Raw genomic sequence first — 26,350 nt, 5'->3', positions numbered from 1 at the left:
GACCGGTTCAGCGGTCGTGGCTCGCTCGAGCAGTTTCACTTTCACTCCACACTAGCCACCCCCTTTTGGGTGTCCGAACCGAAGGTCTGGTGTCTCCCCGAGAACGCACCCGGAGACCTGGATGGAGTACGAGACCGTCGGGCTTCGGCGCGCGTTCTCTGGAGCGAGAGCAACCCATGACAACACCAGCTCTCCCACGGATGACGGGGCCACATCCGGCCCTGGACCAGTACGGCCGACTCGACCACTACTACTGGCGGTGTGAGTCGTGTGGCCTCGAACTGACGCGCCTCGGGAACCGAGCCTGGCGACACGGCCGCCCGCAGGGCGGTTTCGACGGGCGCGGCGGGCCTGTCGACGATGCTCGGAGGGCAGATGGCGACGACACGGCTCGGCGGCCGGAGAGTGCGGACCGGGGACACTCCAACGACTCGTCCACGCGGAGGTCAGAGAGTGCGGACCGCGGGCGCGGACACTCCTCACTCGCTTCGCTCGTTCGGAGGTGTCCGCGCTGTGCCGACTGACGGTAACACTCCAAGCAGCGGCTGGAAGGAGGTGTACGCGGCGATGGGGGCCTCCACCAGCGCGGAAGCGCCGGCGCCGTGCCCGGAGTGCAGCGAGGACCTGATACGCGTCGACCGCAGTCGCGGCTTCTGTCCCGACCACGGGTTCGCCCCGGCGGACTAAGCCACGAGCGCCATCGTCCCGAAGATGAGGACGTCCTGTGCGAAGTGAACGAGAAACGCGTAGGTGAACCCGCCCGTTTCGACCATACTCTTGCCGAGAAACCAACCGAGAAACCCTGCCAACACGACGCCGAGGAGACCCGACGGTGTCCCGTAGAAGTGATCCAGCCCGAACAGCACGGTGGTCAGATACACGGCGTGGTACGTGCCGAGGGTGCCCGAGAGCTGTGGAATCAACGCACCCCGGAACAGGAACTCCTCAGTGAAGGCGTTCATCGCAGCGAACGTCAGGACGACCGGGACGAGCCAGAGGTCTTCGGCACCCGGCATCGGCACATTGTTCCCGAGAACGAGCACGAGGCCGGTGACGAGCGTGATGATTACGCCGAGGTTCCGACCGACGGTCCGCCACGATTCAGGCTCCATCAGCCCCGGGAGCCGCGTCGGTCGCATGGTCGCCCCGAGGTCGCCCACCACCAGAAACAGGTCCCGGCGCGACCGACCGACGGCGAGCGAGCCGGCGAGAACAGCCACCGCGACGAGGAGGCGGAGGGTCATCCACCCGCCGGTCGAGACGGCCCAGGTCCCCATGCGACGAGTTCCTGCCACGGTTGAGTCCCGCGGACGACCCCGACGAGTTCGGTGAACGGAACAATGCCCACGAGGACGGCGAAGTAGACGCGGAGCTCCGCGAGCACGTCGCCGACGAGGCTCGCGGCCATGAAGACGAGCGGGACGCCGCCTGCCACCAGGGGCCACCACGTCAGCTCTCCGGCACCGAGCTCGCGCCAGGCGACCACAGCCCACTGATGGTGAGCATGGCGACCCACGCCCTGACGGTTGGCAACGGGCTGCGGTCGACGGACTCGCGGACGGGGTTCATCGACCCGCGAGATGCGGGGCGGGGCGAAAAAGCGGTGGGTTTACGCAGCCGACTGGAACGCGTCGCGGAACGCAGTCGTCTTGTCCTTCACGTTCTTCGCTGCCGATTGGAGGGCGTCGAGCGGGGCGGTTCCCGCCTCGGTCTTGATAGTGAGGATGGGGTCCGTCTGCCCACCGGACTGTTCGGGGTTCATGTCGTAGGTCGCGGCGGCGACGCCCTCCGTCTCGAGGAGTGCGCCCTTGAGGACGTTCATGAACGTGTGGTCCTCGCCGGCGATCTCGATGGAGAGTTCGGTCTCCTCGTTCTCGATGACGCGTAGGTCCATTACCTCATCGTAGCCCCAACGCGGGCAAGAACCTTACGAACGGGAGACGCCAGAGGAGGGCGAACGACTATGGTATGCCGACCGTTGTCGTGTACCATGCAGCCAACCTTGCGGGACACCCTGGAATCGTCCGCGGACAAGTTCCCGAACAAGGACGCGCTCGTCTACCCCGAGCGCGACCAGCGGTGGACGTACGCCGAGTTCGACGAGAAGGCGAACCGACTGGCGAACCAGCTGTCCGAGAGGGGCGTCGAACACGGCGACCGCGTCTCGACGCTGCTGTTCAACGGGAGCGAAATCATCCTCACGGTGTTCGCCTGTGCGAAACTCGGTGCGGTGTTCAATCCGCTGAACTTCCGGCTGAAGGCCAGCGAGGTGGAGTTCATCCTCGACGACGCCGAGTCCAAACTCCTCGTCTTCGAGGAGGCCACCCGGCTGGCGGTCGAGGGCGCCCGCGAGAACCTCGACACGGTCGAGACGTTCGTGAGCATCGACGACGCAGCCGAGGACGAGGTGGACTTCTACGACCTCCTCGCGTCGGGGAGCCCCGACCGCCCGGCCACAGAGGTCGCAGAGGACGACGCCTACGCGTTCATCTACACCTCGGGGACGACGGGCCGACCGAAAGGCGTCGTCCACGAACACCGCGACATGATGGAGCACAACCTCATCTGCATCGCCGAAGGTGGCTACCGGCGCGACGACGTGGGGCTTTCGGCACTCCCGCTCTATCACTGCGCGGAACTACAGGCCGCGCTGTTCCCGCGCATCCAGCTCGGGGCCACCAACGTCGTCGTCCACGAGTTCGACCCGGTCGACGTGCTCTCGGCCATCGAGGAGCACGGCGTGAATCTGATGTTCGCAGCACCGACGGCGTGGAACGCGCTGGCGCTCACACAGGCCGAGGCCGACTTCGACGTCTCCTCGCTTCGGCTGGGGCTGTACGGGGCCGCGCCGATGCCCGGCGAGGTGCTCGACAACTGCATGGAGCAGCTCTGTGACGACTACGTACAGGCGTACGGCATGACCGAAATCGGGCCCTGCGGCACGTTCCAGCAGCCCGAAGAACAGCGGCCGAAACAGGGGTCGGCCGGGCTGCCGGCGCTCAATCACCAACTGCGAATCGTCGAACCCGACGCCGCGCCAGACCAGACGGTCGAGCAGGGCGACATCGGCGAAATCCTCTTCGCCGGGCCGTGTACGATGCGCGAGTACTGGAACCGGCCCGAGGCCACCGCCGAGTCCCTCAGAGAAGCCGACGGCAAGGAGTGGTACTACACGGGCGATCTGGGCTACCGCGACGAGGACGGCTACCTCTACGTCGTCGACCGGAAGGACGACATGATCATCTCCGGCGGGGAGAACATCTATCCCACGGAGGTCGAGGACGTGTTGTTCACCCACCCGGACGTGACCGAGGCGGCCGTCGTCGGCGAGCCACACGCGGAGTGGGGTGAGGCCGTCGTCGCGTACGTCGTGGGCGATACCACCGCCGAGGAGCTCGACGCGTTCCTGAAAGACGGCGACGACCTCGCGGACTTCAAACGTCCCCGCGAGTACCACTTCGTCGAGGAGCTCCCCAAGAACCCCAGCGGGAAGGTCCAGAAGTTCAAACTCCGTGAGTCGTAGATTTACAGCGATAGTCGTTTTCGGGTCTCTCGCTAACATCGCTAAAGACTGGCGGTGGAGTTAAGGCGGTCCCACCGTCAGTTGGCCCCGTATGAACGTCGACGATATCGAGCGCGTCACCGTGCTCGGCGCGGGCAGTATGGGGCACGGAATCACCGAAGTCGTCGCACTCGCCGGCTATCACGTCACGATGCGCGACATCGAGCAGGACCTCGTGGACGAGGGGTACGGCAACATCGAGTGGTCCGTCGAGAAGCTCACCGAGAAGGGGCTCGTCGACCAGGACCCCGCGGAGGTCATGAGCCGCATCGACACCGAGGTCGACCTCGAGACCGCCGTCGAGAACGCCGACCTCGTCGTCGAGGCCGCCCCCGAGAAGATGGCGCTGAAGAAGGACATCTTCTCGGACCTCGACGCGTTCACCCACGAGGACGCCATCCTCGCGTCGAACACCTCCTCGCTCTCCATCACGGAAATCGCCACGGCGACCGACCGACCCGAGCAGGTCGTCGGAATGCACTTCTTCAATCCACCGGTCAAGATGGACCTCGTCGAGGTCATCTACGGGGAGGAGACGAGCGACGAGACCGCCGAGACGACCTACGAGTTCGTCGAGTCCATCGGCAAGACGCCCATCTACGTCCGGAAGGACGTCAACGGCTTCGTCGTCAACAGCGTGCTCGGGCCGTTCGGCGACGAGGCCGCGTGGATGGCCAGCGAGGGGGTCGCGACCGTCGAGGAGATCGACGCCGCGATGGTCCACCGGCGTGGCTACCCGATGGGACCGTTCGAGCTGTCGGATCTGACCGGCATCGACATCGGCTACCACGTCCGCAAGGAGGCCGGCAAACCCATCCCGCCCATCGTACAGGAGAAGGTCGACAACGACGAGCTGGGCCAGAAGACCGGGACGGGCTACTACGAGTACGAGGACGGCGACGGGACGACCTACGAGGCCGGCCAGGGAGAGGACGTCGATACGCTCCGTATCGAGGCGCGCATCGTCAACGAGGCCGCCAAGCTCATCGGGAACGACGTCGCCACCGCGGAGGCCATCGACACCGGGATGCGCCTCGGCGCGGGCTTCCCCGAGGGCCCCTGCCGCCGCGCGGACAAGCTCGGACTCGACACCGTCCTCGACAAACTGAACGAACTCTACGACGAGTACGGTGACGAGCGCTACGAACCGTCCGACTACCTCGTCTCCCTCGTCGAAGACGGGAAGACCGGCGAGGACGCGGGCGAGGGGTTCTACGACTACGGTGGTGACTCGGGTGAACGCCACTACTCGACGATCAACTACGAGCTCTCCGAGGACGGACTGCTCGAAATCGAACTGGACCGCCCCGAGCGGCTCAACGCGCTCAACCAGGACCTGATGGACGAGGTCGTCCACCTGTTGGACACCACGCCCAAAGACGACGTGCGCTGTGTCACCTTCGAGGGGACGGGCGACCGTGCGTTCTCCGCGGGCGCGGACATCACCGGCTTCGCGGGCATCCAGCCCCACGAGGTCGAGGTGACCGAACTCTTCGACACGGTGGCGAAGTACCCGCGGCCCACGCTCGCGAAAATCGACGGGTTCTGTCTCGGCGGCGGGCACGAACTCGCACTCGCGTGCGACCTGCGTATCGCCACCGAGGACTCGGAGTTCGGCTTCCCCGAAATCGACCTCGGCCTGATTCCGGGTGGTGGCGGCACCCAGCGTGCGATGCGGATGCTCACGGACGCTCGCGCGAAGGAACTCGTGTTCCGCGGCAACCGCATCGACGCCGAAACTGCCGAGGACTGGGGGCTCATCAACCGCGCCGTCCCCGACGACGAGTTCGACGAGACGGTCGAGGAGTTCCTCGACGACCTCGTCTACGGTGCGCCCATCGCACTCGAGAAGGCGAAGAAGGTGATGAACGAGGGCCGCGACCAGGACCTCTCCGCGGGGCTCGAACTGGAGTCCCAGGCGTTCGGCATCCTGCTCTCGACGGACGACATGATGGAGGGTGCGTCGGCGTTCATGGAGAAGCGCGACCCCGAGTTCGAGGGCAAATGAGCTCCGGCGAGGTGGTCGACCAGATCGCTGCCGGCCTGCGCGAACACGGGCTGTTCCAGTGGCTCGACCTCGACATCGAGGTCGCAGAGCCGGGGCGGACGGTGTTCACGATGCCGTTCGACGAGAAGCTCGCGAACCTCGGGTCGGGGACGGTCCACGGGGGAATCACGGCGACGGTCATCGACACGGCGTCGGGGTTCGCGCTCCGGTCGACGTTCGACGACCCGGCGCAGGCCGCGCTCACGACGACCGATCTCAACGTCCGGTACGTCCGGCCGGCGACGAACGACATCCGCGTCGAGGCCGAAGTCGTCCGTGCCGGCTCGTCGATGGGCACCACCGAGTGCGAGGTGACAAGTGTCCACGACGGCGAGCGGAAGGTCGTTGCGACCGGCGGCACCAGCTACCGGCTGTTCCGCGACCGGGAGTTCGGAGGTGAGACGGAATGAGCGACGAATCCGACGTGGGGGTGTTCCACGACATCGAGGTCGGCGACACCACGGTTACCGGCGGTCGCACAATCACGGAGGCGGACGTGGTGAACTTCGCGGGCGTGTCGGGCGACTTCAACCACCTCCACCTCGACGAGGAAGCGATGGCCGAGTCGATGTTCGGCGAACGCATCGCCCACGGGATGCTCGTCCTCTCGGCGGCGACGGGATTGCTGTGGCAGAACCGCACGCCCGAGGAGCGCGAGGCCGTCATCGCCTTCTACGGCATGGACGAGGTTCGCTTCCGCGGACCCGTGTTCATGGGCGACCGCATCCACGTCGAACTCGAAGTCGTCGAGAAGCGCGAGACGGACAGCGCGATGGGCACGGGAACCATCAAGTACGACGTCGAGATCAAGAAACAGGACGGGTCGACAGCTATCTCCTGTTCGATGCTGTCGCTCGTGCACTGAAACCACAACGCCACCCTTTTCGCCCGAGCCGCCGCAGTCGTCGCTGTGCAAGCCGTCGGTGTCGACCTCGTGTTCCTCCTCGTGAGCATCGGGGCACTCTGGTACGGCGCGGAGTCGTTCGTCGACGGCGCGGTGGCCCTCGCCCGTCGCTTCCAACTCTCCGAGGTGGTCGTCGGCGTCGTCATCCTCGGTATCGGTACCTCACTCCCCGAAGTCGCCACCTCGGTCGACGCGGCCGTCGCCGGTCGCCCGAACGTGGCAGTCGGGAACGCGGTCGGCTCGAACCTGTTCAACCTCGGACTCGTCCTGGGTGTCGTGGCGCTGCTCGGGGCGATTCGAGCGCCCCGGATGGTCCGGCGACGTGACGCCCCTGTGATGCTCGGCGCGACGGGTCTGACCGCACTCGCGCTGTTCGACCTCCACCTCTCACGCGTCGAAGGCGTCGTGTTGCTCACCGGGCTCGCGGGCTACCTGCTCCTGCTGGCACGGTCCGACGGCAGCATGGACCCTCCGCCTGAAAGCGAGGACCGTCAACTCGTCGCGGCTGGGCGTGTCGTTCTCGGGCTCGCGCTGGTCGTCGCCGGAGCGGACCTGCTCGTCTCCTCGGCCAGCGACCTCGCCCGGCTCGTCGGGCTCTCCGAGTGGGTCATCGGGGAGACTGTCGTCGCCGTTGGAACGTCGAGCCCGGAGCTCGTCGCGGGTATCGCGGCCGCACGGCGAGGGACCACCGCGGCCGCCGTCGGCAACGTCGTGGGGAGCAGCGTCTTCAACCTCCTGGGGGTGCTCGGACTCGTCGCCATCGTCCGGCCCGCGACCGTCGAGACGGCGGCCACCGGGACGGTGCTGTGGCTCGTCGGGCTGACGGTGCTGGTGTCGGTGCTCCTCTACACCGACGAACGGTTCACACGTGGAGAAGGGGTCGTCTGCATGGCGGTCAACGCGACTCGGTGGGTGCTCGACCTCGTCTAACGCTGGTACGCCAGCGTCATCACCCACTGGCTGAACTGGTCGGAGTTGGGGTCGATCTCCTCGTCGCCGACGAACGGCGAGAGCAGGTCTCCGGCCATCAGCAGCGAGAAGTCGAGCTCCTCGGGCTTCACGACCGGCTCGACGAAGTAGGTGTTGTGGCCGTCGTAGACGGTCTCCTCGCGTGCCACGTAGCCCATCTCCTCCAGCGACTCGATGATGCGGCTCCCCTTGCGGGAGTCGACGTCCATCTCCTTCCAGAAGTCGCTCTGGTGGATGCCACCCTGCTGCCGGATGACCTCCAGCCCACGTCGCTCGTCCTCGGAGAGATCCTCGGCCATACCTCTACTCCGCGAGTCGACCGTTTAAATCTTGGTTGTCAGCGCCCCGACGAGGGGTCACAGCGGGTCGACCGACTGGTAGGCGTTCTCGCAGGGGGGGCCCTCGGCGTGGCGGTACGTGCGGGTCGCTCCGAGGCGAATCAGCGTGGACGATTTCGTGCCGAACCCGCCTGCGGCGTCGATCTCCTCCACGCCCGTCGCAGTGGGGTGAAGACAGACGCCGTAGTCGTGGTCCGAAAGTATCTCGCTTCCAGCGTCGAGCCACGCGTCGGCCTCGTCCGCGGACGTGGCCTCGACCAGCGCGTCCAGCACCATCCGGTCGTTCGCGGCCTGTTGCCGCCCGATCTCGGGGCGCATGCCGGGTTCGAAGAACGTCTCCGTTCGCTGGCGCGCCGTCGCGTCCACCGGCCCCCACCGCTCACCACACCAGCCGGTGTTACCGACGACGTAGACGCCGGGCGCGAGCCGCGTCTCGCTCGTCGTCGTGTCGTGATCGAACAGCACCGCGCGGTCGGCGTCCGCGACGACGAGGTGAAACGGTTCGTACGTCCGCGCCGCGAGTTCCGAACGGACGAACGCGACCGCCTCCGTCGTCGTGGGTTGGTCGAGCGTCTCCCGGACGAGTAGTCCTCGCGAGCGGTCGCCCTCGCTCGGCTCGCGGGTCCAGCGGTTGGTCAGCGCGACGAACGTCCCGTGTTCGTTGTAGCCGACCCACGTCCCCCCGGCCTCCTCGTCGCGGGGAGCGAGGACTCGTGGGTTCTCACCACGAACTGTGGGTGGGGAGGATGGCCGGGCGAGCGCCTCGTCACGGTTGGCAGCGACCGTGAGGTAGTCGTCGAACACCTGCCAGGCGAACGCAAGGGTACACACGCCACGGAGTACGCATCCCCCGGTGTTAACGCTCCCGCAGGAGGGCACGGGCGGCCTCGCGGTCAACGGTTCCCGACCCCGTTCGTGGGAGCGACTCCACGATGGCCCACTGTCGGGGGAGTTTGAACCCCGCGAGCGACTCGCGGGCGTGTGCTTCTAGCGCGTCGGTCGACACGTCGCCCGCCACTACTGCCGCGACGCGCTGGCCGAACTCGTCGTCTGACAGCCCCAGCACGAAGGCGTCCTCGACGTTCGGATGGGACCGGAGCACCTCGACGACTTCGCCGGGGTCGACGTTCTCGCCCCCGGTGACGATGCGGTCGTCGAGTCGGTTCAGGACGTTGATGCGTCCCTCCTTGTCTCGGACCCCTGCGTCCCCCGTGTGGAAACCGTAGGGGCCGAACGCCGCTTCGGTGGCCTCGGGGTCGCCGTAGTAGCCCGGCGAGACGGTGGGGCCCGCGACGACGAGTTCGCCGGGGTCGCCCGGACTCTGCGCCACGCCGTGTTCGTCAACGACGGTCACCTCCGTGAACATCAGCGGGTTGCCGACGGTGCCGAGTGCTGCCGCTGCGTCCTCCGGTCGGGCCGTGGCGATCTGCGACGACGCCTCGGTCATCCCGTAGGTCGGACAGACCGGGACCTCGCGGTCGAGTGCCCGCTGAACGAGGTCGTCGGGCGCTGCTGCACCACCGAGCAGGACGAATCGCAGCGACTCCGGAAACGACCCGGCGTCGAGCAGCCGCGAGAACATCGTGGGGACGAGCGAGACGCCGGTCACGTCGTGTGTATGCATCTCTGCGAGCGCACGCTCGGGGTCGAAGCTCCCCGGCGTCGCCACGACGAGCGCCGTGCCGTACAGCACCGACCGGTAGATGGGCGCGAGCCCCCCCATGTGCGACATCGGGAGCGTGCAGTACCAGCGGTCCGACGGGAGCACACCGAGCCGCCACGAGGACGCCGCCGCCGAACACAGCAGGTTCCACGAGGTGAGGGTGACGACCTTCGGCGTCCCTGTCGTGCCCGAGGTGGACAGGAGCAGCATCGGACACTCGTCGTCCCACGACGGGATGTCGAACGTCTCGGGGTCGAGCCCCGAGAGGTCGGTCGCCCCGTGGGCCGAGGCATCGACCGTGGCCACGTCCCCGAAGGCCTCCACTGCGACCGCTTCGTTCTCGGCGTCACAGACGACCGCCGAGACGTCGGCGCGGTCGCCCCGGTCACGGAGTTCGTCTGCGGTGAGCCGTGTGTGGAGCGGGACGAGGACGGCCCCGAGTCGCATCGCGGCGTGGGCGAGTTCGACGAACGCCGGGCTGGCCTCGGCGAGGACGGCGAGATGATCGTCGACGCCGACTCCGTACGTCGCGAGGCGGCCGGCGAGTTCCTCGACGCGGCTGTCGAGGGCGGCGTAGGTCCACGCTGTACCCGACCCGGCGTCGACTACGGCTGTCGCCGTCGGGGTCGCGCGGGCGCGCTGGGCCAGCCAATCACGCATAGTCCGGCGGTGATGCGTGCGGGGTATTTCCCTCTTTCTGTGGGACCTCGATACGACCACGGCGCACCGGAACTGGGTCGTCCACGAAGTCGGCTGCGAGCCGGTCACCAGTCGCGAGGCCGCAGGCTCGGACGCCGGGAATCGCGGCGGCGACGTGGACGGCCGCGGCTCGCGCGAACGCACCGTCGATGGTCGTCGTCACGACGGGTTCGATGCCTGCGCCCCGGGCGAGAACCGCGGTTTCGAGGGTCACGTCGGGGCCGCCCATCGCCATCGGCTTCAACACCAGTACGTCGGCGGCGCCGGCCGTGAACACGGCGTCGAGGCCGTGTTCGTACAGTCCCTCGTCGAGCGCGATGCCGACCCCCCGGCCACGGAGGTCGGCGTGGCCTTCGAGATCGGAGGCGGCGAGTGGCTGTTCGACGTAGGCCACGTCGTACTCCGCGAGCCCCTCGATGGCGCGCTCGGCCTCTGATTCGTTCCACGCGCCGTTCGCATCCAGCCGAAGCTCTACGTCTGGGACGGCACCGCGGACGGTGGCCACCCGGTCGATATCTTCCGCAACGGACCGAGCACCGACCTTCAGCTTCACCGCGGGACAGCCGTCTGCCACGGCGGTCTCGACCGCGTCGACTGTGGTGTCGGTGTCGGCGTCACCGACAGTCGCGTTGACTGGAACCGAGTCGACGCGGTCTGTCGCTCCGAGATGTCGGTAGAGCGGGACCCCGTCGGCACGCGATTGGGCGTCGAGGAGCGCGAGCGAGACGCCGTGGCGCGCGGCCGGCGGCAGCGCGTCGAGGTCGGCCAGGTCGGCGTCACGGAGCGCGGTTTCACACTCGTTGAGGCTCTCGGTCCACCCGGAGAGGGGCGTCGCCTCGCCGATGCCCGGAGCCGGCTCGTCGACCGTGACGAGGAAGCCCGACCGGTCGGTGATGTCACCGCGTGCCGTGGTCAACGGTTCGCGGAGTGGGAGCGAGAAGTAGTCGACGTTCATAGCAGAACGCCACGCTGGAGCGCCAGGCCGACGGCGAACAGGGCGCTGTGGGCAAACAGCAGCTTTCCGGTGGTCTCCAGCGCCGGATTGAGCGCCGCGCCGCTCGTCTCCGTGAGGACTGTCCTGGTGAGTCGCGCGGCGAGCGGGAGGGTCACCAGCGGGAGGAGTACGTAGCCGGTGAAGCCACTGTCGAGCGCGAACACGACCGGCACCACGTACGCCATCCCGACGAGCAGGAGGAACTCGACGCGGGAGGCACGATAGCCGAGCATAACTGCGAGGGTGCGTTTCCCGGCGGCGGCGTCCGTCTCCCGGTCGCGGATGTTGTTGACGACCAGGATGGCCGTCGAGAGCCCCGCTGCAGGAAGCGCGGCGACGACCGCCGCGAGGGGCACGAGCGCGAGTGAGGCATCGAGCGGTGGAACCCCGGAGATCGCAGCAGCTGCCTGCACGTAGTAGGTTCCCGTGACGGCGACGAGTCCGAAGAAGACGAACACGAACAGGTCGCCGAGCCCACGGTAGCCGTAGGGTGCGGGACCGCCGGTGTAGGCGATACCCGCGGCGACCGACGAGAGGCCGACGACGACGATGGCCGGGCCGCCGACCCACACGAGGTAGGTGCCGAGGAGGATGGCGAGCGCGAAGGTCCCGTACATCGCGCCCTTGACGCGTTCGGGGGAGATGAGCCCGCCCGCGGTGACTCGGGTGAACCCTTCGCGGTCTTCGGTGTCCGCGCCGCGAACCGCGTCGTAGTAGTCGTTGGCGAAGTTGGTGCCGACCTGCAGGAGGAGCGCGCCGACGAGCGCTGCGAGCGCGGGTAGCGCGGCGAACACGCCGTCGTGGACGGCAAGCCCCGTCCCGACGACGACCGGTGACGCACCCGCAGGGAGCGTCTGTGGTCGCGCGGCCATCACCCACGCCTTTGTCTTCGAGATGTCCGCCGTCTCACTCATTGCCGAAATTTGGGGTGGCGGGGCCAAAGCGGTGGTGGTTGGGGGCGAGCAGGCGGTTCGCTGGGGCCTCACTTCGGATGGACCGCACAACCGCCCTGGCCCGAAGTGGCGTCGTTCAGACGATACGGTGCGTGGCCGCGTTTCCCTACTTGAAGTTTGGCGTGCGCTGGCCGCGCCTCCGTGCGTGGTCAGCGGCGTGCGAGGGATGAGCGAGCGAATCGGTTGGGGAGGTGTGTGGCTGTCAAAGCATCCGCGAGGGAGTGAAACGACCGAGCGGTTCGCGGAACGCGACCGGCAGGGAGCGTTCCGTAGCGCCCGCGGACTGAGACGCGGCGCAGCCGTGTCGAAGGAGCAGGTGCTATTTTTCCGCAAGTTTTTGCCGGGGGGCTGAGCGCGCCTCCGGCGCGCGAAGCCCCTCGCGCAAAACGTGCCTTAGTAGTGCCAGGGGAACTGGCTGAAGTCGGGTTCTCGACCCTCGTTGAAGGCGTCGCGTCCCTCCTGCGCCTCGTCGGTCATGTAGCCCAGTCGCGTCGCCTCCCCGGCGAAGACCTGCTGGCCGACCAGCCCATCGGTGTCCATGTTGAACGCGTACTTCAGCATTCGAATCGCGTTCGGCGACTTGCTCATGATCTCGTCGGCCCACTCCAGCGCCCGCTCCTCCAGTTCCGTGTGCGGGACGGCTTCGTTGACCATCCCCATGTCAGCGGCTTCCTCGGCCGAGTAGGTCTTCCCGAGGAAGAACACCTCTCGGGCTTTCTTCTGGCCGATCTGGTGGGCGAGATACGCGCTGCCGAAGCCCGCGTCGTACGAGCCCACGTCCGGGTCGGTCTGGAGGAACTTCGCGTGTTCTTTCGATGCGAGCGTGAGGTCACAGACGACGTGCAGCGAGTGACCACCGCCGACGGCCCAGCCCGGGACGACGGCCACGACGGGCTTGGGCATGTGGCGGATGAGCCGCTGGACTTCGAGGATGTGGAGTCGGGGCGCGGCGTGTTCGCCCTGCTCGGGGTTCCCCTCGTCGTCACGGTACTCGTAGCCCGCCTCGCCACGGATTCGCTGGTCGCCCCCAGAACAGAACGCCCACCCGCCGTCCTTCGGGGAGGGGCCGTTCCCGGTGATGAACACACAGCCGACGTCGGTCTGTCGCTTCGCGTGGTCGAGGGCCGTGTAGAGTTCGTCGACCGTCTCGGGCCGGAAGGCGTTGCGCACCTCGGGCCGGTCGAAGGCGATGCGGACCGCGCCGGTGTCGGTCGCGCGGTGGTAGGTGAGGTCGCGGAAGTCGAAGCCATCGACGGGGTCCCACGCCGCCGCGTCGAAGATGTCTGAGACCATACCCCGGCTGCGACCGGACGGAGCAAAACGGTGGCGGGTCGACCGCGGCGACGGAGTCATGTGGCCGCCGCGAGGAGGGAGCGTATGCGCGACCTCGACGACACCGACCTGCGCATCCTCGAGCTCCTCGCCGAAGACGCGCGCCGGCCGTTCGCCGCTATCGGCGAGACAGTTGGACTCTCTGGGCCGGCGGTCTCCGACCGCGTCTCCCGTCTGGAGGACGCGGGCGTCATCAGACAGTTCACCGTCGACATCGACCGGTCGACGCTCCGCGGCGGCGTCCCCGTCTTGGTCGAGGCGACCGTTCCCGCAGACCAGGTCGAATCCGTGCGCGAGACCGTGGCCGCGGCCGAGGCCGTCGAACACGTCTTCACCGCGGCCGACGGCACGCTCACGGTGTTCGCCCGTGCACCTGAGAACCGTGTTCGGAGCTGGGTTACAGAACTGTTCGGCGACGATGCCACCGACCTCGACGTAACGCTCGTGGACGACGTCCGCTGGACACCGAACGTCGGCGGTGGCGAGTTCGCCCTGGAGTGTGCAGAGTGCGGGAACACCGTCACCGCCGAGGGCACCTCGACGCGGCTGGGAGGCGACGCGTACCACTTCTGCTGTTCGTCGTGTGAGGCCCGGTTCGTCGACCGGTACGAGCGCCTCGAGGAAGGCGCGTAGGCCCGATCGGCTATCGAACCGAAAACGGGACGAGACTTTTTTCATCGAACCCGTCGACCACGGCACACGGTGGAGTCGTACTACGAGCTTCTCGGTGTCTCCCGGGACGCGTCCACCCACGAAATCGAGACGGCCTATCGGGAGCGCGCGAAGCAGACGCACCCCGACCGCTCCGACGCCCCCGATGCCGCCGAGCAGTTCAAGCGGGTCGCGCTCGCTCGCGACGTGCTCACCAGCCCACGCGAGCGAGCGCGGTACGACCGACTCGGCCACGCGGCGTATCTCGGGGAGGGTCCGAGTGACAGCCGTACTGCGACCAGCCCACGTGAGGGAGCGTCCTCGGCCACCCGCGACCACGACCAGCGAGCCGCCAGAACCGGAGCGACGACCGACCGCCGAACCCGGGCAGACGGCGTCGGTGGGTGGGCGAACTGGGGAGGCGACGAGCACGACGAGCAGTTCACCCGTGAACACGCGGCGGAGAACCGGAGTCGGTCGTGGTATCGTTCGGGTGCGGACGGCGATGACGGCTACCGCGTGTCGACCCGCGACGACCGCGGGGTCCGGTTCACGACGGAGCGCATCGGGCTCGCGGTGGTCACGTTCGCGCTGTATCCGCTGCTGGTCGGGAGTACGTTCCTGCCGGTGGTTCCAGCTGTCGTCAGCGGCTTCGTCGGGCTCTGCACCATCGCGCTGGTGGTCTACCTTCTCTCCGTTCCCGAGACCGGCGTGCTGGTGTTCGGGGGGTGGACGATCCTCGCGCCGTTCGCCCTGACCATCGCGGGCGTCGGCCTGCTCTCGGGGCTCGGCATCCTCGCGTGGGCGTTCTGCTGGGTCCCGTTCGCCATCGCGTTCGCGAACCTACTGTTCAGCCGGGCGTAGCTCGCGGGTGACGCGCTCGTGGAGGGCATCACGGGTCGCGTGGCTCTCACCCGAATCGAACGTCACCTCGATGACCTGCGTCCCGTCACCGTCGACGCTCGCGGTGAACGCCTCCTCGAACCCCTCGCGCGTCGACGCGCGTGCGAACTCCAGCCCGTAGAGGTCCGCCGACGGCGCGAAATCGAGGCCGTGTGGCGTCCGGAAGTACCCCTCGAACGTCTCGTGGGCCTCGATGGGGAGGAGATGGAAGATGCCGCCGCCGTCGTTGTTCACGAGCACGACCGTCGCGTCCACGTCACAGCGTCCGACCGCGAGCAGGCCGTTCATGTCGTGATAGTACGCGAGGTCGCCGGTGACGAGCACCAGCGGGTCGTCGGTCGCACTTCCCGCGCCGAGCGCGGTCGAGGTGATGCCGTCGATGCCCGAGGCGCCCCGGTTGCCGAGGACCGTCAGTTCGGTCGCGGCGGGCCGGCCGAACCGATCGAGGTCACGGACCGGCATCGAGTTCGAGACGAACAGCGTCGACGGGTCGGGCGCGAGGTCGGCCACGTCGCCGAGGACGCGCCCCTCGAAGAACCGCTTCTCGTCGGCGACGATCGAGTAGTAGTCGGCTTCGAACTCGGCGAGCGTCTCGGCGTACGCTGTTCCCGACCGGTCGATTCGCCCCACGAGGTCGTCGAGGAGACGGGAGGGGTCTGCAACCACGAGGTCCGACGCGGCGAACTCGGCTTCGCGCCACTCACCCGCAGGGTCGACGACGACCTGCCGGGCATCGGTGCCGGCGAGCCACTTCCGCAGGGGTTTCGAGGTCGGCGAGGCGCCGACCCGGACCACGAGGTCGGGGGCGTGACGCGCGTCGAGTGCTTCGACCCACGAGTCGTAGCCGCCGAACACGGGGAGGTCGGCGACGTGCTGGCCGAAGCGCACGCCGGAGAGCGGGTCGGCGAACACCGGGAACCCGGTCCACTCGACGAAGTTCCCGAGTATCTCGACGTCGAGCGGGGCGTCCGCCGGGCCACAGACGAGAAGCCCGCTGTTCGCGGACTCGATAGCCGACGCGAGCGAGTCGAGGCCAGACTCGGAGAGCGTCGGCGTTCCCGGTGTCGTCGCGACGAACGGCCCGTCTCGTCCCTCGACAGCGAGCGGGTGGCGTTCCACCCAGTCCTCGGGGACCTCGTCGGTCTCGACGGTGGGTTCGAGCGGCTTGCGGAACGGACAGTCGAGGTGGACCGGCCCCGGGGGCGTTCCAGTCGTCGTGGCGACGGCCCGTGAGAGCGCCGTCCGCAGGCTTCGCAGCTTCCGGTCGGCCGCCTCGGGCTCGGGGAGCTTTCGGTAGTGTCGCACCGAGTCGCCGAACAGCTTCTCCTGGTCGATGGTCTGGTTCGCGCCGCTGTGCTGGAGTTCGGGCGGGCGGTCCGCGGTCAACAGGAGCATCGGCACGCGCGACTGGTGTGCCTCGATGACCGCGGGGTGGAAGTTCGCGAGCGCGGTCCCCGACGTGCAGACGAGCGGTGTCGGCCGCCCGGTTCGCTTGGCGCGACCGAGTGCGAAGAACGCTGCCGAGCGTTCGTCGAGTAGCGAGAACGTCTCGATGTCGGGGTGCTCCGCGAAGGCAACGGTGAGTGGCGTCGACCGCGACCCCGGCGCGAGGACGACGCTGTCGATGCCGCTTTTCGCCAGTTCGTCGGCGACGACGCGGCTCCACAGCGTGTTGACGTTCGGGACGTTCATTCGAGTTCGTCGAGCACCGGTCGGTACTTCAACTGTACCTCGTCCCACTCGGCGTCGGGGTCGGAGTCACCCACGATACCGACGCCCGCGAACAGCGTCGCGGTGTCGCCCGTCGCGACCGCAGACCGGAGCGCCACGGCGAACGAGCCGTAGCCCGCCGCGTCGAACCAGCCGACAGGTGCGGCGTACCAGCCCCGGTCGAACGGCTCGGTCTCGCGGATGGTCGCCAGCGCGACTTTCGGGGGAAGCCCACCGACCGCTGGGGTGGGGTGGAGCGCCTCGACGAGCGTCAGGACGTGCTCGTCGGCGGCGAGTTCGGCCGTGATCGGCGTCTCTAGATGCTGGACGGTCGCGAGCCGACGAACCCGACGCTCGCCGGTCGAGACGCTCGACGCGTACGGTTCGAGCTGGTCGCGGATGGTGTCGGCGACGATGTCGTGTTCGTGGCGGTTCTTCTCGTCGGCCAGCAACTCCTCGGCGAGCCACTCGTCTTCAGCTGGGGTCTCGCCCCGGCCCGTGGTGCCAGCGAGCGCGCCCGTCGACACCGTTCGGCCGCGGAGGTGGACCAGCCGCTCGGGCGTCGCGCCGAAGAAGGCGGGTGCGGGCTCGCCGTCGGCCGGTTCGACGAGGAAGCGGTAGCAGTCGGGGTACGTCTCGCCCAGCCGCGCGAGGATGTCGGGGATGCTCAGGTCGTGGTCGAGGTCGGTGCGGAGCGCCTGTGCGAGCACGACTTTCCGGAGTTCGCCGGCGTGGATGCGCTCGGTGGCCCGAACGACCGAGTCGCGCCACGCGTCCTTCGCGGTCGTTCGCTCGCGGCGGGTGACGCCCGGTGGGTCGGCCACCGGGCCAGGGTCGGGGTGCCGCGCGAGTTCCTCGCGGACCTGCTCGATGTGGCGCTCGACGCTCGCTGGAGTCGCGTCGGGGCCGACCGCGTTGACGGTCAGCCACGCCTCGTCGTCGCCGGTGTAGGTCACTTGCACCCGGGGGAGGACGAACTGTGCGGCCGGGAAGTTCGTCCAGGGCGACTCGCCAGTATGGTCGTCGTGGAAGGCGAACCCGCCGAAGACGCGGGGGCGGGCGGCTTCGGTGCCGGCGTGGACGTTGCCCGAGGAGAACAGGTCCTCGGCAGCGTCACGGACGGCCGAAAAGCGGTCGGTTCCGGTCGCGGTCAGCACGGCCGCCGCGCCCGACCCGACGACGGTGGGTTCACCGGGGGCGCTCCACACCGTTCGGGGGGTGTCGGCCGCCTGCAGCACGGCACGGGTCGGCGGCGCGGGAACCGGCGTCGCCCGCGTCACCACCCCCTCCGACACCTCGTCGCCGAGCGGTTCCATTACCCCTCCTTGGGGTGCCTCCGTTTTATTGTTCCCGTTCCCGGGTCGGCAGAGAGGGAGTTCAGAGTGACGACTAGGCGTAGCGCTCCTCGTTCCACGGGTCCGCGGTGTTCGAGTAGCCACGCTTCTCCCAGTAGCCGCGTTCGGGTTCGGTGAGGAACTCGACGCCTGTCACCCACTTCGCGCCCTTGTAGGCGTACTTGTGTGGCACGACCACGCGCAGGGGACCGCCGTGTTCGGCCGGGAGGTCCTCACCGTCGAGCCCCCACGTGAACATGACCTCCTCGCGCATGCAGTCGGCGAGCGGGAGGTTCGTCGTGTAGCCGTCCGCGGCGTGGAACATGACGTGAACCGCGTCGTCGTGGACGCCCGCGCGCTCGGCGAGCGTCGGGAACGTGACGCCGGTGAACTCGCAATCGAACCGCGACCACCCCGTCACACAGTGGAAGTCCTGTCGCTGGGTCTCGCTGGGGAGAGCGGTGAACTCGTCGAACGAGAGCGCGAGCTCCTCGTCGACGGCGCCCCACACCTCGAACGTCCAGTCCTCGCGGTCGAGCGACGGCGTGCCCGACTTCGAGAGCACGGGAAACCGGGTCGTCTCGCGCTGTCCGGGCGGCAGCCGCTCGCCGCCGACCTCCTCGTGGAGGTCCGTGACATCCTTCATGCGCTGGCGTTGGAACTGTACCTCCGTTAGCGTACCGTTCCCCCACTCGGTCCCGGCGAATTTTGACGAATCGCAACTGAACTGGTTCGATTCTCGAAAAATATCTTCTCGGTTGGGGGTGCGGAAATTCGAGTGACGAGAAAACTCCCCACCAGAACTAAATACCCCACTATCGAAGTCTCAGGCGACCGATGCCGAAGGTAGAACTCACCATTCCGGAGCACCTCGAGATGCAGATCGCCCAGATGGTCGAGCAGGGCGAGTTCGTCAACCGCGAGGAGGCCATCGAGGACCTGCTCTCAGCGGGGATCCGGGCGTACAAGACGAGTGGGCCGATGGAGGACGAGGAGCCGGGGTTCGAGGACGACGGGATGATGGGCCACGACGACGAGTACGTGTTCTGAAAGCGCGTTGATTGCCGTTTTGGGTGTGCAACCGCCCCCCACGCAAACCTGATTACCTCCCGGTGGGTTACGCACGTACATGCACAAAGACGAGCTACTGGAACTGCACGGGCACATGGTGAAGATCATGGAGACGTTCCGCGGGATGGAAGACGTCGACGGCTCCGGGTTCGACGCGTACGACCAGCTCGACGTGACGCCCGACGACGTCCACAAATCCAAGAGCGAGCACAAACACGCGGTGTTCGTGCTGGGGAACGCACTCGCGGCAGTCATGAGCGAAGACGAGTTCTCCGATGCGGGCCGAATCGGCAAGCGGATGCAGGAACTCGCGGACGACGCCGAGTCCAAGCTGTAACTGCGGACGCGCCACGGTGCCACGCCGGGATGGCGGGATTTTTGACGGTCGCTGTCGCATCCACAGGCAATGACCGACTACGACTACGAGGCGCTGGGCCTCGTCGCCGGGCTGGAGATACACCAGCAGCTCGATACGGCCACGAAGCTCTTCTGTAACTGTCCGACGGCACGCCACGAGCCCGAGGAGTCGGTGCGTTCGTTCACGCGCTACCTCCACCCGACCCGCTCGGAACTCGGGGAGATCGACGACGCCGCGCTCGAAGAGTCGCGGGTCGACCGCGAGTTCACCTATCTCGCCTTCGAGTCGACGTGTCTCGTCGAGGAGGACGACGAGCCGCCACATCGCCTCGACGAGGAGGCGATGGAGGTGGGACTCGAGATCGCGAACCTGATGGACATGAGCGTCGTCGACCAGGCGCACGTCATGCGGAAGATCGTCGTCGACGGCTCGAACACCTCGGGGTTCCAGCGGTCGACGCTCGTCGCGAACGAGGGCGAGATTCAGACCTCCGAGGGGAGCGTCGGCATCGAGGACCTCCTGCTCGAAGAAGAGTCCGCAGCTCGAATCGAGGAGACCGATTCGGGGGTCACGTTCGGGCTCGATAGACTGGGGATTCCGCTCGTCGAAATCGGGACGAAACCCGACATCTCCTCGCCCGAGCAAGCGCGCGAAGCCGCCGAGCGAATCGGGATGCTCCTACGCTCTACCGGCAAGGTCAAGCGCGGGCTCGGCACCATCCGGCAGGACGTGAACGTCTCCATCGCCGAGGGGGCGCGCGTCGAACTCAAGGGCGTCCAGTCGCTCGACGACCTCGAAGCCATCGTCCGGCAGGAGGTCGACCGGCAGGTCGAACTCCTCGAGATTCGCGACGAGCTACAGGCGCGTGACGCCTCCGTCGGCGACCTCCAGAACGTCACCGAGACGTTCGCCGACACCGACTCCGGCGTCATCGCCGCCGCGAGCACCGTGATGGCCGTCCCGCTCTACGGCTTCGACGGCCTCGTCGGCCACGAGATCCAGCCCGACCGCCGGCTCGGTACCGAGCTTTCCGACCACGCGAAGCGCAGCGGTGCGGGCGGCATCTTCCACACCGACGAACTGCCGGCGTACGGCGTCACCGACGAGGAGGTCGCGGCGCTTCGCGAGGCCGTCGGCGCCGGCGACGAGGACGCCGTAGCGCTGGTCGCGGCGGGCGATTCCGTCGCGCGCCAGGCCATCGACGCAGTCGTCGAGCGTGCCGAAGCCGCTATCGAGGGCGTCCCCGAGGAGACCCGCGACGCGAACCCCGACGGGACCTCCCGGTACCTGCGGCCCCTGCCCGGCGCGGCGCGGATGTACCCCGAGACGGACGTCCCGCCCGTCGAACCCGACCCGAGCGACGTGGAGACGCCCGAACTCCTCACCGAGAAGGTCGAGCGCTACCAGTCAGAGTTCGGGCTCGACGCCGGCCTCGCCGAGCAGGTGGCGTACGGCCAGTTCATGCCGACGTTCGAGCAGGCAGTGGAGCGCGGGGTCGACGCGACGTTCGCGGCGACGACGCTCGAATCGACGCTCACCGAACTCCGCCGCGACGACGTGCCGGTCGAACAGCTCTCGGACGACGACGTGCTCGCCGTCCTCGACCTCGTGGAGTCGGGCGATCTCGCGAAGGAGGGCGTGAACGAGGTGCTGGCGACGCTCGCCGAGAACCCCCAGGTCTCGGCCGAGGGAGCCGTCGAGGAAGCCGGGCTGTCGGGCGTCTCGGAGGAGGAGGTTCGCGAGGCGGTCGTCGAGGTCGTCGAGCGCAACGCAGACCAGGTCGAAGCCGAGGGGATGGGGGCGTTCTCCGGGCTGATGGGCGAAGCGATGGGCGCACTCAGGGGCAAGGCCGACGGCGAGGTCGTCTCCGACGTGCTCCGCGAAGAGATTCAGAAGCGCGCGTGAGGCCGTAGCGATTTACTAGTCGCTCAGTAGGGAGTCGGTTACAACGAGGCCGGCGGTCGGCGTCCTGGCATGGCGAAGCGGCACTACCCGGTCGAGACGGCTGGCTGCTACTACCGCCGGCCGGTTGACTGTTGCTGGCTCTGCTACGGACGGATCCTGCTGGGGCAAAAGACGACCTGAGGGGTCAGTCTCGACTGCGGAGTCGCGCGAGCAACGGCCCGGTCGTCAGTCGATACGCCACGAGCGCCGGCACCGCGGCGACGACCCAGAACAGCAGGACGAACACGAGGTCCGTCACCGAGAGGACGTGCTGGAGTGGGTTCGCCGCGCGCAGGAGGATGGTCAACTCGTACAGCAGGGGCGTGAGCACGACGAGCGCCGCAAGCGAGTAGAGCGCGCCCGCGACGACGCCACGCCGGGAGTCCTGTGCGTAGAGCAGATAGCCGAGCGCGAGCGCCGCGACGACGAACGCTGGGGTCCGGAGCCTGAAGTCCGCGGTCATCCACGAGGTGTAGAAGCCGAGTATCGCGGCGGAGACGACGACCACGCCCGTCGTGACCGTGTCGTGGGTGTGGTCGAACAGCGGGAACACCCGGTCGACGAGAGAGTCGGCGGTCGCCATCAGGTCTCCCTCCGAACCGGCTCTCTGGGTGGCGCCGTCTCGGGGTCGGGCATCGACCGCAACTCCTCGAACGGCGGCTCCGGCGCCGACCGCCAGTCGCCGCGTGGGGCACTCCCTGCGTCGAGCTGGCTGAACTGCTCGAACAGGACCATGGTCACCCACGGGTCACCACCGACGAGTTGCGTGCCGCCGTTCAGCCCGGCCGGTCGGGTGGTGTCCGCGACGTTCTCCTCGAACACGTTGCCACCGTCTTCGGGGGCACCGACCGCGAGGTCCGCTCGGCCAGAGTTCTCGACCAGGTTCCGCCAGACACGGTTGTTCTTCGGCGGGTAGAGGTTCTCGTCGATCATCGGGAGCGCCACGATGCCGAAGTTGTCGTGGTCGCGCACGGTGTTGTGGACCACCTCGTTGTTGATGCCGCCGGCGATGGTGATGCCGGTGCCCCACGCCGCGTAGCCGAACGCCTCGTCGGGCGCGTTCGCGTTGTTGTTCGCCTCGACGTGGTTGTTCTCGATTCGCGCGGCGTCCTGCGGTGGGTCCGCCTCGGAATCGAGCGAGTTCGGGACGATGCCGGCCATGTTGTTCCGCCAGACGGAGTCACGGACGGTGAGGTAGCCCCCGGCGTTGGTCCCCGAGTAGCCGATGGCGTTGTGCTCGCTCCGGACGCGCTCGATGATGGCGTGACAGGGCTTGCACTGCCCGATGTAGAACCCCGAGTCAGTGTGGCCCGACGCGTAGCAGTCGTTGTAGCGGCCGTGCTGGGAGTCGATGTTGTAGATACCGTACACCCGGTTGTTGTACGCCGTGAGGTACGAGCCCCGCCACCCCGAGACCGACGACCAGAAGAAGCCGTTGCGGACGTAGTGCTTCGCGGTCATGTTCTCGACCACGACGTCGTCGACCGTCGCGAGGATGCCGTCCTCGCGCTTGAACTCGCCATCCAGAATCACCTCGTTGCGGTCGGTGCCTCGGATGGTGAGCTGGGGCGTGTCGACCACCTCCACCGCTTCGGGGTAGGTGCCCGGCCCGACGAGCACGAGGTTCTTCGGTTCGGCGGCGTTCACCGCGGCCTGAATCGTGTCGTACTGCTCGGGCACCCGGTGGACGGTGTAGTCCTCGTACGCGCGGGGCTCGCCGCGGTCGGGTTGGGCCGCGGGATACCCGTCGTCGGACTCCTGTGTGGCTGCAGCGACGCCCAGCCCGCCGGCGGCGACACCCGCCGTGCCGACGGCCTTGAGCACGTCACGGCGACGGAACGTCACCGTGACACCTCGCTGTCACTCGATGGCATGGCTCGGCGGTGGCTCCACCCCGCATTAAAGACATCGCCTGTGATGGAGGGTCAGCTACTCGACGCGCACGCCACCTTTCATCCCGAGCGTGCGGTGCGGCTCGCAGTAGTAGGGGAACACGCCCGTCTTCTCGAACGTCCGTTCGAACGTCGACCCTTCGCTGTCGTGGTACTCACTTCGGAAGCGGTCGTCGCGCTCGACCACGTTGTGCCGGCCGCCCTGCCCGGTCCACGTCCAGCGGACGAGCGTCCCCTGGTCGACGACGATCGCCGGTGGTGAGAACTTCAGCCCGTCCTCCGCGCCGACGCGCACGGTCACCTCGGACCGCCCCGTGCGGTCGGTCTCGCCGTCGTAGTTCTCCACGTCCGAGAACCAGTTGCCGTACCCCTCGTTGCCGCCACCGCCGATACAGCCGGCGCCCACAGTCGTGATACCGGCAGCCGCACCGAGAAAGCTCCGTCTGTCCATATCTGCCCTGCCGTCCCGTGGTACAAATCGGTTGTCCCCCACATCGACGGCACAATCCCTTTTACCGTCGACGGCCGCTGGCCGGTATGCGACGGCGCGCGTTCCTGACTGCAGCGGGATGGACGGTGACGGCCACCGCTGGCTGTCTGGGTCGCGCGTCACCCGAGTCGTACACGATTCCGCCCGCGCTCGACGACCCGCCGACGCAGGTGTACGTCCCCACACACGGCACTGGCCTCGACGTGGTCGGCACCGCCGACGCGGGGCCGTTCCGTCTCGGCCTGCTCTACTCCTACCCGGACCGGTTCTGGGAGGTGACGGGGCGGAAACGCTACCTCCGAGCCGTCGAACCCGAGGACTCGATTCACCTCATGGCGACGGCGTGGGACCCCAAGACCGGTATCGTGCTTCCGGAAGTGGGACTCACCGTCGAGGTAGCTCGAGACGGCGAACTCGTCGCCCAGGAAGCGGTGTACGCGATGCTCTCGCAACGACTCGGCTTCCACTACGGCGACAACTTCGCGCTTCCCGGGGATGGCCGCTACGAGGTGACGGTCCGCGTCGGCGGCCTCCAACTCCGCCGCACAGGTGGTTTCGAGGGCCGATTCACCGACCCCGCCAGCACGACGTTCACGTTGGACTATCGACGTGCCGAGCGCGACGGGCTCTCTACCACGCGGCCCGACACCGCGGGCGCGCCCGGCGCGATGGAGCCGGCCAACGCCCTGGGAATCCCGAACGCAGAAGCGCCGACATCCCTCCCGGGCGAGTCACTCGGCCGGGCGACCGTCGACGACACGGTGTTCGCGTTCGCGCTACTCAGCGGGGACGAAGCCGAGCGGTTCGACGCGGACCGCTATCTCGTAGTCTCCCCGCGGACGCCGTACAACGGGATGCTCCTGCCCTCGATGGGGCTCCGTGTTCGAATCGACCGCGCCGGCGGGTCGGTCGAGACTATCCTCACCCGGACGGTCGACTCCGAGCTCGGCTACCACTACGGTACGGTCGTCCCCGCTCTCGACTCGGGTGACACGCTCGTGGTCGAGACGCTGACGCCGCCACAGGTCGCCCGGCACGAGGGGTACGAGACGGCGTTCATCGAGCTCCCAGCCCTGCGACACCCGGTTCCGTAGCCGATAGCGTTACCCGTCGATCCGCCGAACACCGGATATGGTTTCGACCGACGACCTCGTCCCGGCCGGTGTCGACTGGCCCTGGACCACTGCGCTGGTCGTCGGCCCCCCGCTCACCGGAAAAGGTGCGTTCGTCGTGGAGCTGCTGGTCGCTGGGCTCGAGGAGGGGGAGGGAGCGATCGTCATCAGCACCGACGAGTCGGCCGCCGACCTCCGTGACCGGCATCCAGGACTCGACTGCGACGCGGTCCGATTCATCGGCGCGAGCGGCACCGACAGCGACGACGAACACGTATCGGTGGTCGGTTCGCCCGCCGACCTGACGGGAATCGGTATGGCGTTCGACGACGCGGTCCACGACCTCACCGACGCCGGCTACGACCGCATCCGGGTCGGCATCGACTCGGTGACGACGCTGGAGGTGTACACGGACGCCGAGCGCGTCTCCCGGTTCGTCCACGTCCTCTCGAACCGGTTCGCGACGGCCAACTGCATCGGGCTGTTCGTCGTTCACGGCGACGGGTCGGAGACGGAGTTCGCCTCCCCGATCGACGCCCGCGTCGAGTTCAGGGAGGGTCGACACGGCGTCGAACGCCGCATCGTCGGCGCGTCCGGCTCCACGAAGTGGCGACAGCACGACCCGGCCACGACAAGCGTGCTGCCGACCCAGGGCGACGACGCCCCGACACCGGTCAACGTGTCGTCGCTCAGTTGGGTCCTCGAGTCGGTCGCGGCCGAGCGGCTCGTCCTGACTGTCGTCAACGCCGACCCGGACGTGGTCGACCGACTGGCACCGCTGTTCGACCGGCTCCAGGTCGACGTGCGCGCTGGCAGTCTCGACGTCGACGAGCCGTCGGGTGCCGCGCTCCTCCACCGAGGCGGTGACCTGCTCGCGGCCGAGCCTGTCGCTCCGCTGCTCGCGACGGCGGAGGGGATCGACGACCCCTCGACGGCACAGCGTGGTGATTCAACGGTCCTCGAACGGGCGTCACGGTCGATATACAGCGTCGAGACCGACCAGCGGTCCGAACTCGTTCGGACGAGCCGGCTCGTCGAGACGATGGCCGCGCGGGTCACCGGCGGCCGCATCCACGCGGGGTTCCAGCAGCTCTCCCGACTCGCGAACGACCCGGAGACGCTCCGGGTGTACAACCGACTCGCCGCCTCGGGCGTCGATGTCCACCTCTACGGGGCGGCCGACGCCCCCCTCCCCGACCAGTTCACCGTCCACGGCGCGCCTGAACCGGAGCTCGACGTGACGTGGTTCGTCGTGTTCGACGGCGACGGCGACCCGAACCGAATGGCAGCGCTGGTCGCGAAAGAAGTCGAGGCCGGTCGATACGAGGGGTTCTGGACCTACCAGCCACCGCTCGTCGCAGGGCTCGTCGCGTATCTGGAGGCGGAGTACGGAACCGTTCGCGGCTCGGCGCCCCGGACCTGAG

Annotated in this window: 28 protein-coding genes; 13 read left to right on the top strand and 15 right to left on the bottom strand. The window is 68.0% G+C overall.

Annotated features, from left to right (window positions below; all coding sequences use genetic code 11):
- The first annotated feature begins 176 nt into the window (after positions 1 to 176).
- Positions 177 to 524 carry a DUF8118 domain-containing protein gene (locus tag NL126_RS22200; protein WP_491536952.1) on the top strand — a complete coding sequence of 116 codons (348 nt, stop codon included), beginning with the start codon at positions 177 to 179 and terminating at the stop codon, positions 522 to 524.
- A 159-nt stretch (positions 525 to 683) separates the two neighbouring features.
- Here the strand turns inward: NL126_RS22200 and NL126_RS18105 are convergent, their stop codons facing one another.
- The 3 genes from NL126_RS18105 to NL126_RS18095 form a co-directional block, all read right to left on the bottom strand.
- Positions 684 to 1,277 (bottom strand): CPBP family intramembrane glutamic endopeptidase, encoded by a 594-nt coding sequence (locus NL126_RS18105; RefSeq protein ID WP_255196284.1) that lies wholly within the window; start codon positions 1,275 to 1,277, stop codon positions 684 to 686.
- Positions 1,241 to 1,435: a hypothetical protein gene (locus tag NL126_RS18100; protein ID WP_255196283.1), complete on the bottom strand. Its 195-nt coding sequence runs from the start codon at positions 1,433 to 1,435 to the stop codon at positions 1,241 to 1,243. The genes NL126_RS18105 and NL126_RS18100 overlap by 37 nt, the downstream gene beginning before the upstream one ends.
- 174 nt (positions 1,436 to 1,609) lie before the next feature.
- On the bottom strand, positions 1,610 to 1,894 hold the full coding sequence (locus tag NL126_RS18095; protein ID WP_255196282.1) for a DNA-directed RNA polymerase subunit L: 285 nt from the start codon (positions 1,892 to 1,894) through the stop codon (positions 1,610 to 1,612).
- A 96-nt stretch (positions 1,895 to 1,990) separates the two neighbouring features.
- Between NL126_RS18095 and NL126_RS18090 the strand changes: the two genes are divergently transcribed.
- From NL126_RS18090 to NL126_RS18070, 5 genes are all read left to right on the top strand, one after another.
- On the top strand, positions 1,991 to 3,523 hold the full coding sequence (locus NL126_RS18090; protein WP_255196281.1) for a long-chain-fatty-acid--CoA ligase: 1,533 nt from the start codon (positions 1,991 to 1,993) through the stop codon (positions 3,521 to 3,523).
- A 91-nt stretch (positions 3,524 to 3,614) separates the two neighbouring features.
- A complete protein-coding gene (locus tag NL126_RS18085) occupies positions 3,615 to 5,570 on the top strand; it encodes a 3-hydroxyacyl-CoA dehydrogenase/enoyl-CoA hydratase family protein (protein ID WP_255196280.1) in 1,956 nt (651 codons plus the stop codon).
- On the top strand, positions 5,567 to 6,019 hold the full coding sequence (locus tag NL126_RS18080; RefSeq protein WP_255196279.1) for a PaaI family thioesterase: 453 nt from the start codon (positions 5,567 to 5,569) through the stop codon (positions 6,017 to 6,019). Before NL126_RS18085 ends, NL126_RS18080 begins: the two co-directional genes overlap by 4 nt.
- On the top strand, positions 6,016 to 6,474 hold the full coding sequence (locus NL126_RS18075) for a MaoC/PaaZ C-terminal domain-containing protein (protein WP_255196278.1): 459 nt from the start codon (positions 6,016 to 6,018) through the stop codon (positions 6,472 to 6,474). Before NL126_RS18080 ends, NL126_RS18075 begins: the two co-directional genes overlap by 4 nt.
- Positions 6,475 to 6,519: 45 nt before the next feature.
- A complete protein-coding gene (locus NL126_RS18070; RefSeq protein WP_255196277.1) occupies positions 6,520 to 7,443 on the top strand; it encodes a calcium/sodium antiporter in 924 nt (307 codons plus the stop codon).
- Here the strand turns inward: NL126_RS18070 and NL126_RS18065 are convergent.
- The 6 genes from NL126_RS18065 to NL126_RS18040 form a co-directional block, all read right to left on the bottom strand.
- On the bottom strand, positions 7,440 to 7,781 hold the full coding sequence (locus NL126_RS18065; protein WP_255196276.1) for a helix-turn-helix transcriptional regulator: 342 nt from the start codon (positions 7,779 to 7,781) through the stop codon (positions 7,440 to 7,442). The two genes, NL126_RS18070 and NL126_RS18065, sit on opposite strands and share 4 nt — an antisense overlap.
- A gap of 57 nt (positions 7,782 to 7,838) precedes the next feature.
- Positions 7,839 to 8,651, bottom strand: a complete 813-nt coding sequence (locus NL126_RS18060; protein WP_255196275.1) for an NRDE family protein — start codon at positions 8,649 to 8,651, stop codon at positions 7,839 to 7,841.
- Between the two features lie 25 nt (positions 8,652 to 8,676).
- Positions 8,677 to 10,143: a class I adenylate-forming enzyme family protein gene (locus NL126_RS18055; protein WP_255196274.1), complete on the bottom strand. Its 1,467-nt coding sequence runs from the start codon at positions 10,141 to 10,143 to the stop codon at positions 8,677 to 8,679.
- Positions 10,136 to 11,137 (bottom strand): mandelate racemase/muconate lactonizing enzyme family protein, encoded by a 1,002-nt coding sequence (locus NL126_RS18050; protein ID WP_255196273.1) that lies wholly within the window; start codon positions 11,135 to 11,137, stop codon positions 10,136 to 10,138. The genes NL126_RS18055 and NL126_RS18050 overlap by 8 nt, the downstream gene beginning before the upstream one ends.
- On the bottom strand, positions 11,134 to 12,090 hold the full coding sequence (locus tag NL126_RS18045; RefSeq protein ID WP_255196272.1) for a 1,4-dihydroxy-2-naphthoate polyprenyltransferase: 957 nt from the start codon (positions 12,088 to 12,090) through the stop codon (positions 11,134 to 11,136). The genes NL126_RS18050 and NL126_RS18045 overlap by 4 nt, the downstream gene beginning before the upstream one ends.
- A 432-nt stretch (positions 12,091 to 12,522) precedes the next feature.
- Positions 12,523 to 13,422 carry a 1,4-dihydroxy-2-naphthoyl-CoA synthase gene (locus NL126_RS18040; RefSeq protein ID WP_255196271.1) on the bottom strand — a complete coding sequence of 300 codons (900 nt, stop codon included), beginning with the start codon at positions 13,420 to 13,422 and terminating at the stop codon, positions 12,523 to 12,525.
- Positions 13,423 to 13,506: 84 nt separating this feature from the next.
- On the opposite strand from NL126_RS18040, the gene NL126_RS18035 reads away from it, so the two are divergent.
- Complete coding sequence (locus NL126_RS18035; protein ID WP_255196270.1) at positions 13,507 to 14,094, top strand: AsnC family transcriptional regulator; 588 nt, start codon at positions 13,507 to 13,509, stop codon at positions 14,092 to 14,094.
- Positions 14,095 to 14,163: 69 nt separating this feature from the next.
- Positions 14,164 to 14,976, top strand: coding sequence for a J domain-containing protein (locus NL126_RS18030; protein WP_255196269.1), 813 nt, complete (start codon positions 14,164 to 14,166; stop codon positions 14,974 to 14,976).
- Here NL126_RS18030 and menD read toward each other — a convergent pair.
- From menD to NL126_RS18015, 3 genes are all read right to left on the bottom strand, one after another.
- On the bottom strand, positions 14,956 to 16,707 hold the full coding sequence (menD, locus tag NL126_RS18025; protein ID WP_255196268.1) for a 2-succinyl-5-enolpyruvyl-6-hydroxy-3-cyclohexene-1-carboxylic-acid synthase: 1,752 nt from the start codon (positions 16,705 to 16,707) through the stop codon (positions 14,956 to 14,958). The genes NL126_RS18030 and menD overlap by 21 nt on opposite strands.
- On the bottom strand, positions 16,704 to 18,041 hold the full coding sequence (locus NL126_RS18020) for an isochorismate synthase (protein WP_255196267.1): 1,338 nt from the start codon (positions 18,039 to 18,041) through the stop codon (positions 16,704 to 16,706). Before NL126_RS18020 ends, menD begins: the two co-directional genes overlap by 4 nt.
- A gap of 73 nt (positions 18,042 to 18,114) precedes the next feature.
- The gene (locus NL126_RS18015) at positions 18,115 to 18,705 is read right to left on the bottom strand and encodes a sulfite oxidase-like oxidoreductase (RefSeq protein ID WP_255196266.1); all 591 of its coding nucleotides are present in this window, start codon (positions 18,703 to 18,705) and stop codon (positions 18,115 to 18,117) included.
- Between the two features lie 191 nt (positions 18,706 to 18,896).
- On the opposite strand from NL126_RS18015, the gene NL126_RS18010 reads away from it, so the two are divergent.
- From NL126_RS18010 to gatE, 3 genes are all read left to right on the top strand, one after another.
- Positions 18,897 to 19,109 (top strand): ribbon-helix-helix domain-containing protein, encoded by a 213-nt coding sequence (locus NL126_RS18010; protein ID WP_255196265.1) that lies wholly within the window; start codon positions 18,897 to 18,899, stop codon positions 19,107 to 19,109.
- Between the two features lie 79 nt (positions 19,110 to 19,188).
- Positions 19,189 to 19,467: a UPF0058 family protein gene (locus NL126_RS18005; protein ID WP_255196264.1), complete on the top strand. Its 279-nt coding sequence runs from the start codon at positions 19,189 to 19,191 to the stop codon at positions 19,465 to 19,467.
- Between the two features lie 69 nt (positions 19,468 to 19,536).
- Complete coding sequence (gatE, locus tag NL126_RS18000) at positions 19,537 to 21,393, top strand: Glu-tRNA(Gln) amidotransferase subunit GatE (protein WP_255196263.1); 1,857 nt, start codon at positions 19,537 to 19,539, stop codon at positions 21,391 to 21,393.
- A gap of 184 nt (positions 21,394 to 21,577) precedes the next feature.
- Here the strand turns inward: gatE and NL126_RS17995 are convergent, their stop codons facing one another.
- The 3 genes from NL126_RS17995 to NL126_RS17985 all read right to left on the bottom strand — a co-directional run bounded on the left by NL126_RS17995 (position 21,578) and on the right by NL126_RS17985 (position 23,775).
- Complete coding sequence (locus NL126_RS17995; protein ID WP_255196262.1) at positions 21,578 to 22,015, bottom strand: hypothetical protein; 438 nt, start codon at positions 22,013 to 22,015, stop codon at positions 21,578 to 21,580.
- The gene (locus NL126_RS17990) at positions 22,015 to 23,277 is read right to left on the bottom strand and encodes a right-handed parallel beta-helix repeat-containing protein (RefSeq protein WP_255196261.1); all 1,263 of its coding nucleotides are present in this window, start codon (positions 23,275 to 23,277) and stop codon (positions 22,015 to 22,017) included. Before NL126_RS17990 ends, NL126_RS17995 begins: the two co-directional genes overlap by 1 nt.
- Before the next feature lie 84 nt (positions 23,278 to 23,361).
- Positions 23,362 to 23,775 carry a halocyanin domain-containing protein gene (locus tag NL126_RS17985; RefSeq protein WP_255196260.1) on the bottom strand — a complete coding sequence of 138 codons (414 nt, stop codon included), beginning with the start codon at positions 23,773 to 23,775 and terminating at the stop codon, positions 23,362 to 23,364.
- Positions 23,776 to 23,861: 86 nt separating this feature from the next.
- On the opposite strand from NL126_RS17985, the gene NL126_RS17980 reads away from it, so the two are divergent.
- Positions 23,862 to 24,908, top strand: coding sequence for a DUF7350 domain-containing protein (locus NL126_RS17980; RefSeq protein WP_255196259.1), 1,047 nt, complete (start codon positions 23,862 to 23,864; stop codon positions 24,906 to 24,908).
- 37 nt (positions 24,909 to 24,945) lie between these two features.
- Positions 24,946 to 26,349, top strand: a complete 1,404-nt coding sequence (locus NL126_RS17975) for a DUF7504 family protein (RefSeq protein ID WP_255196258.1) — start codon at positions 24,946 to 24,948, stop codon at positions 26,347 to 26,349.
- Position 26,350: the final 1 nt, after the last annotated feature.

This window comes from Halorarius litoreus, assembly GCF_024362405.1.
GTDB classification, from domain to species: domain Archaea; phylum Halobacteriota; class Halobacteria; order Halobacteriales; family Haloarculaceae; genus Halorarius; species Halorarius litoreus.
The sequence above is the reverse complement of the archived record's forward strand: the minus strand, read 5'-3'. Positions and strand labels throughout refer to the sequence as shown.

What these genes read in the sequence shown, in the direction of transcription:
- NL126_RS18035 (WP_255196270.1), top strand. Translation starts at nt 13,507, where the DNA reads ATGCGCGACCTCGACGACACCGACCTGCGCATCCTCGAGCTCCTCGCC.
- NL126_RS17980 (WP_255196259.1), top strand. Translation starts at nt 23,862, where the DNA reads ATGCGACGGCGCGCGTTCCTGACTGCAGCGGGATGGACGGTGACGGCC.
- NL126_RS18095 (WP_255196282.1), bottom strand. Translation starts at nt 1,894, where the DNA reads ATGGACCTACGCGTCATCGAGAACGAGGAGACCGAACTCTCCATCGAG.
- NL126_RS18105 (WP_255196284.1), bottom strand. Translation starts at nt 1,277, where the DNA reads ATGGGGACCTGGGCCGTCTCGACCGGCGGGTGGATGACCCTCCGCCTC.
- NL126_RS22200 (WP_491536952.1), top strand. Translation starts at nt 177, where the DNA reads ATGACAACACCAGCTCTCCCACGGATGACGGGGCCACATCCGGCCCTG.
- NL126_RS18080 (WP_255196279.1), top strand. Translation starts at nt 5,567, where the DNA reads ATGAGCTCCGGCGAGGTGGTCGACCAGATCGCTGCCGGCCTGCGCGAA.
- NL126_RS17975 (WP_255196258.1), top strand. Translation starts at nt 24,946, where the DNA reads ATGGTTTCGACCGACGACCTCGTCCCGGCCGGTGTCGACTGGCCCTGG.
- NL126_RS18010 (WP_255196265.1), top strand. Translation starts at nt 18,897, where the DNA reads ATGCCGAAGGTAGAACTCACCATTCCGGAGCACCTCGAGATGCAGATC.
- NL126_RS18050 (WP_255196273.1), bottom strand. Translation starts at nt 11,137, where the DNA reads ATGAACGTCGACTACTTCTCGCTCCCACTCCGCGAACCGTTGACCACG.
- NL126_RS18040 (WP_255196271.1), bottom strand. Translation starts at nt 13,422, where the DNA reads ATGGTCTCAGACATCTTCGACGCGGCGGCGTGGGACCCCGTCGATGGC.
- NL126_RS18090 (WP_255196281.1), top strand. Translation starts at nt 1,991, where the DNA reads ATGCAGCCAACCTTGCGGGACACCCTGGAATCGTCCGCGGACAAGTTC.
- NL126_RS18075 (WP_255196278.1), top strand. Translation starts at nt 6,016, where the DNA reads ATGAGCGACGAATCCGACGTGGGGGTGTTCCACGACATCGAGGTCGGC.
- menD (WP_255196268.1), bottom strand. Translation starts at nt 16,707, where the DNA reads ATGAACGTCCCGAACGTCAACACGCTGTGGAGCCGCGTCGTCGCCGAC.
- NL126_RS17995 (WP_255196262.1), bottom strand. Translation starts at nt 22,015, where the DNA reads ATGGCGACCGCCGACTCTCTCGTCGACCGGGTGTTCCCGCTGTTCGAC.
- NL126_RS18065 (WP_255196276.1), bottom strand. Translation starts at nt 7,781, where the DNA reads ATGGCCGAGGATCTCTCCGAGGACGAGCGACGTGGGCTGGAGGTCATC.
- NL126_RS18055 (WP_255196274.1), bottom strand. Translation starts at nt 10,143, where the DNA reads ATGCGTGATTGGCTGGCCCAGCGCGCCCGCGCGACCCCGACGGCGACA.
- NL126_RS18045 (WP_255196272.1), bottom strand. Translation starts at nt 12,090, where the DNA reads ATGAGTGAGACGGCGGACATCTCGAAGACAAAGGCGTGGGTGATGGCC.
- NL126_RS18020 (WP_255196267.1), bottom strand. Translation starts at nt 18,041, where the DNA reads ATGGAACCGCTCGGCGACGAGGTGTCGGAGGGGGTGGTGACGCGGGCG.
- gatE (WP_255196263.1), top strand. Translation starts at nt 19,537, where the DNA reads ATGACCGACTACGACTACGAGGCGCTGGGCCTCGTCGCCGGGCTGGAG.
- NL126_RS18085 (WP_255196280.1), top strand. Translation starts at nt 3,615, where the DNA reads ATGAACGTCGACGATATCGAGCGCGTCACCGTGCTCGGCGCGGGCAGT.
- NL126_RS17985 (WP_255196260.1), bottom strand. Translation starts at nt 23,775, where the DNA reads ATGGACAGACGGAGCTTTCTCGGTGCGGCTGCCGGTATCACGACTGTG.
- NL126_RS18005 (WP_255196264.1), top strand. Translation starts at nt 19,189, where the DNA reads ATGCACAAAGACGAGCTACTGGAACTGCACGGGCACATGGTGAAGATC.
- NL126_RS18015 (WP_255196266.1), bottom strand. Translation starts at nt 18,705, where the DNA reads ATGAAGGATGTCACGGACCTCCACGAGGAGGTCGGCGGCGAGCGGCTG.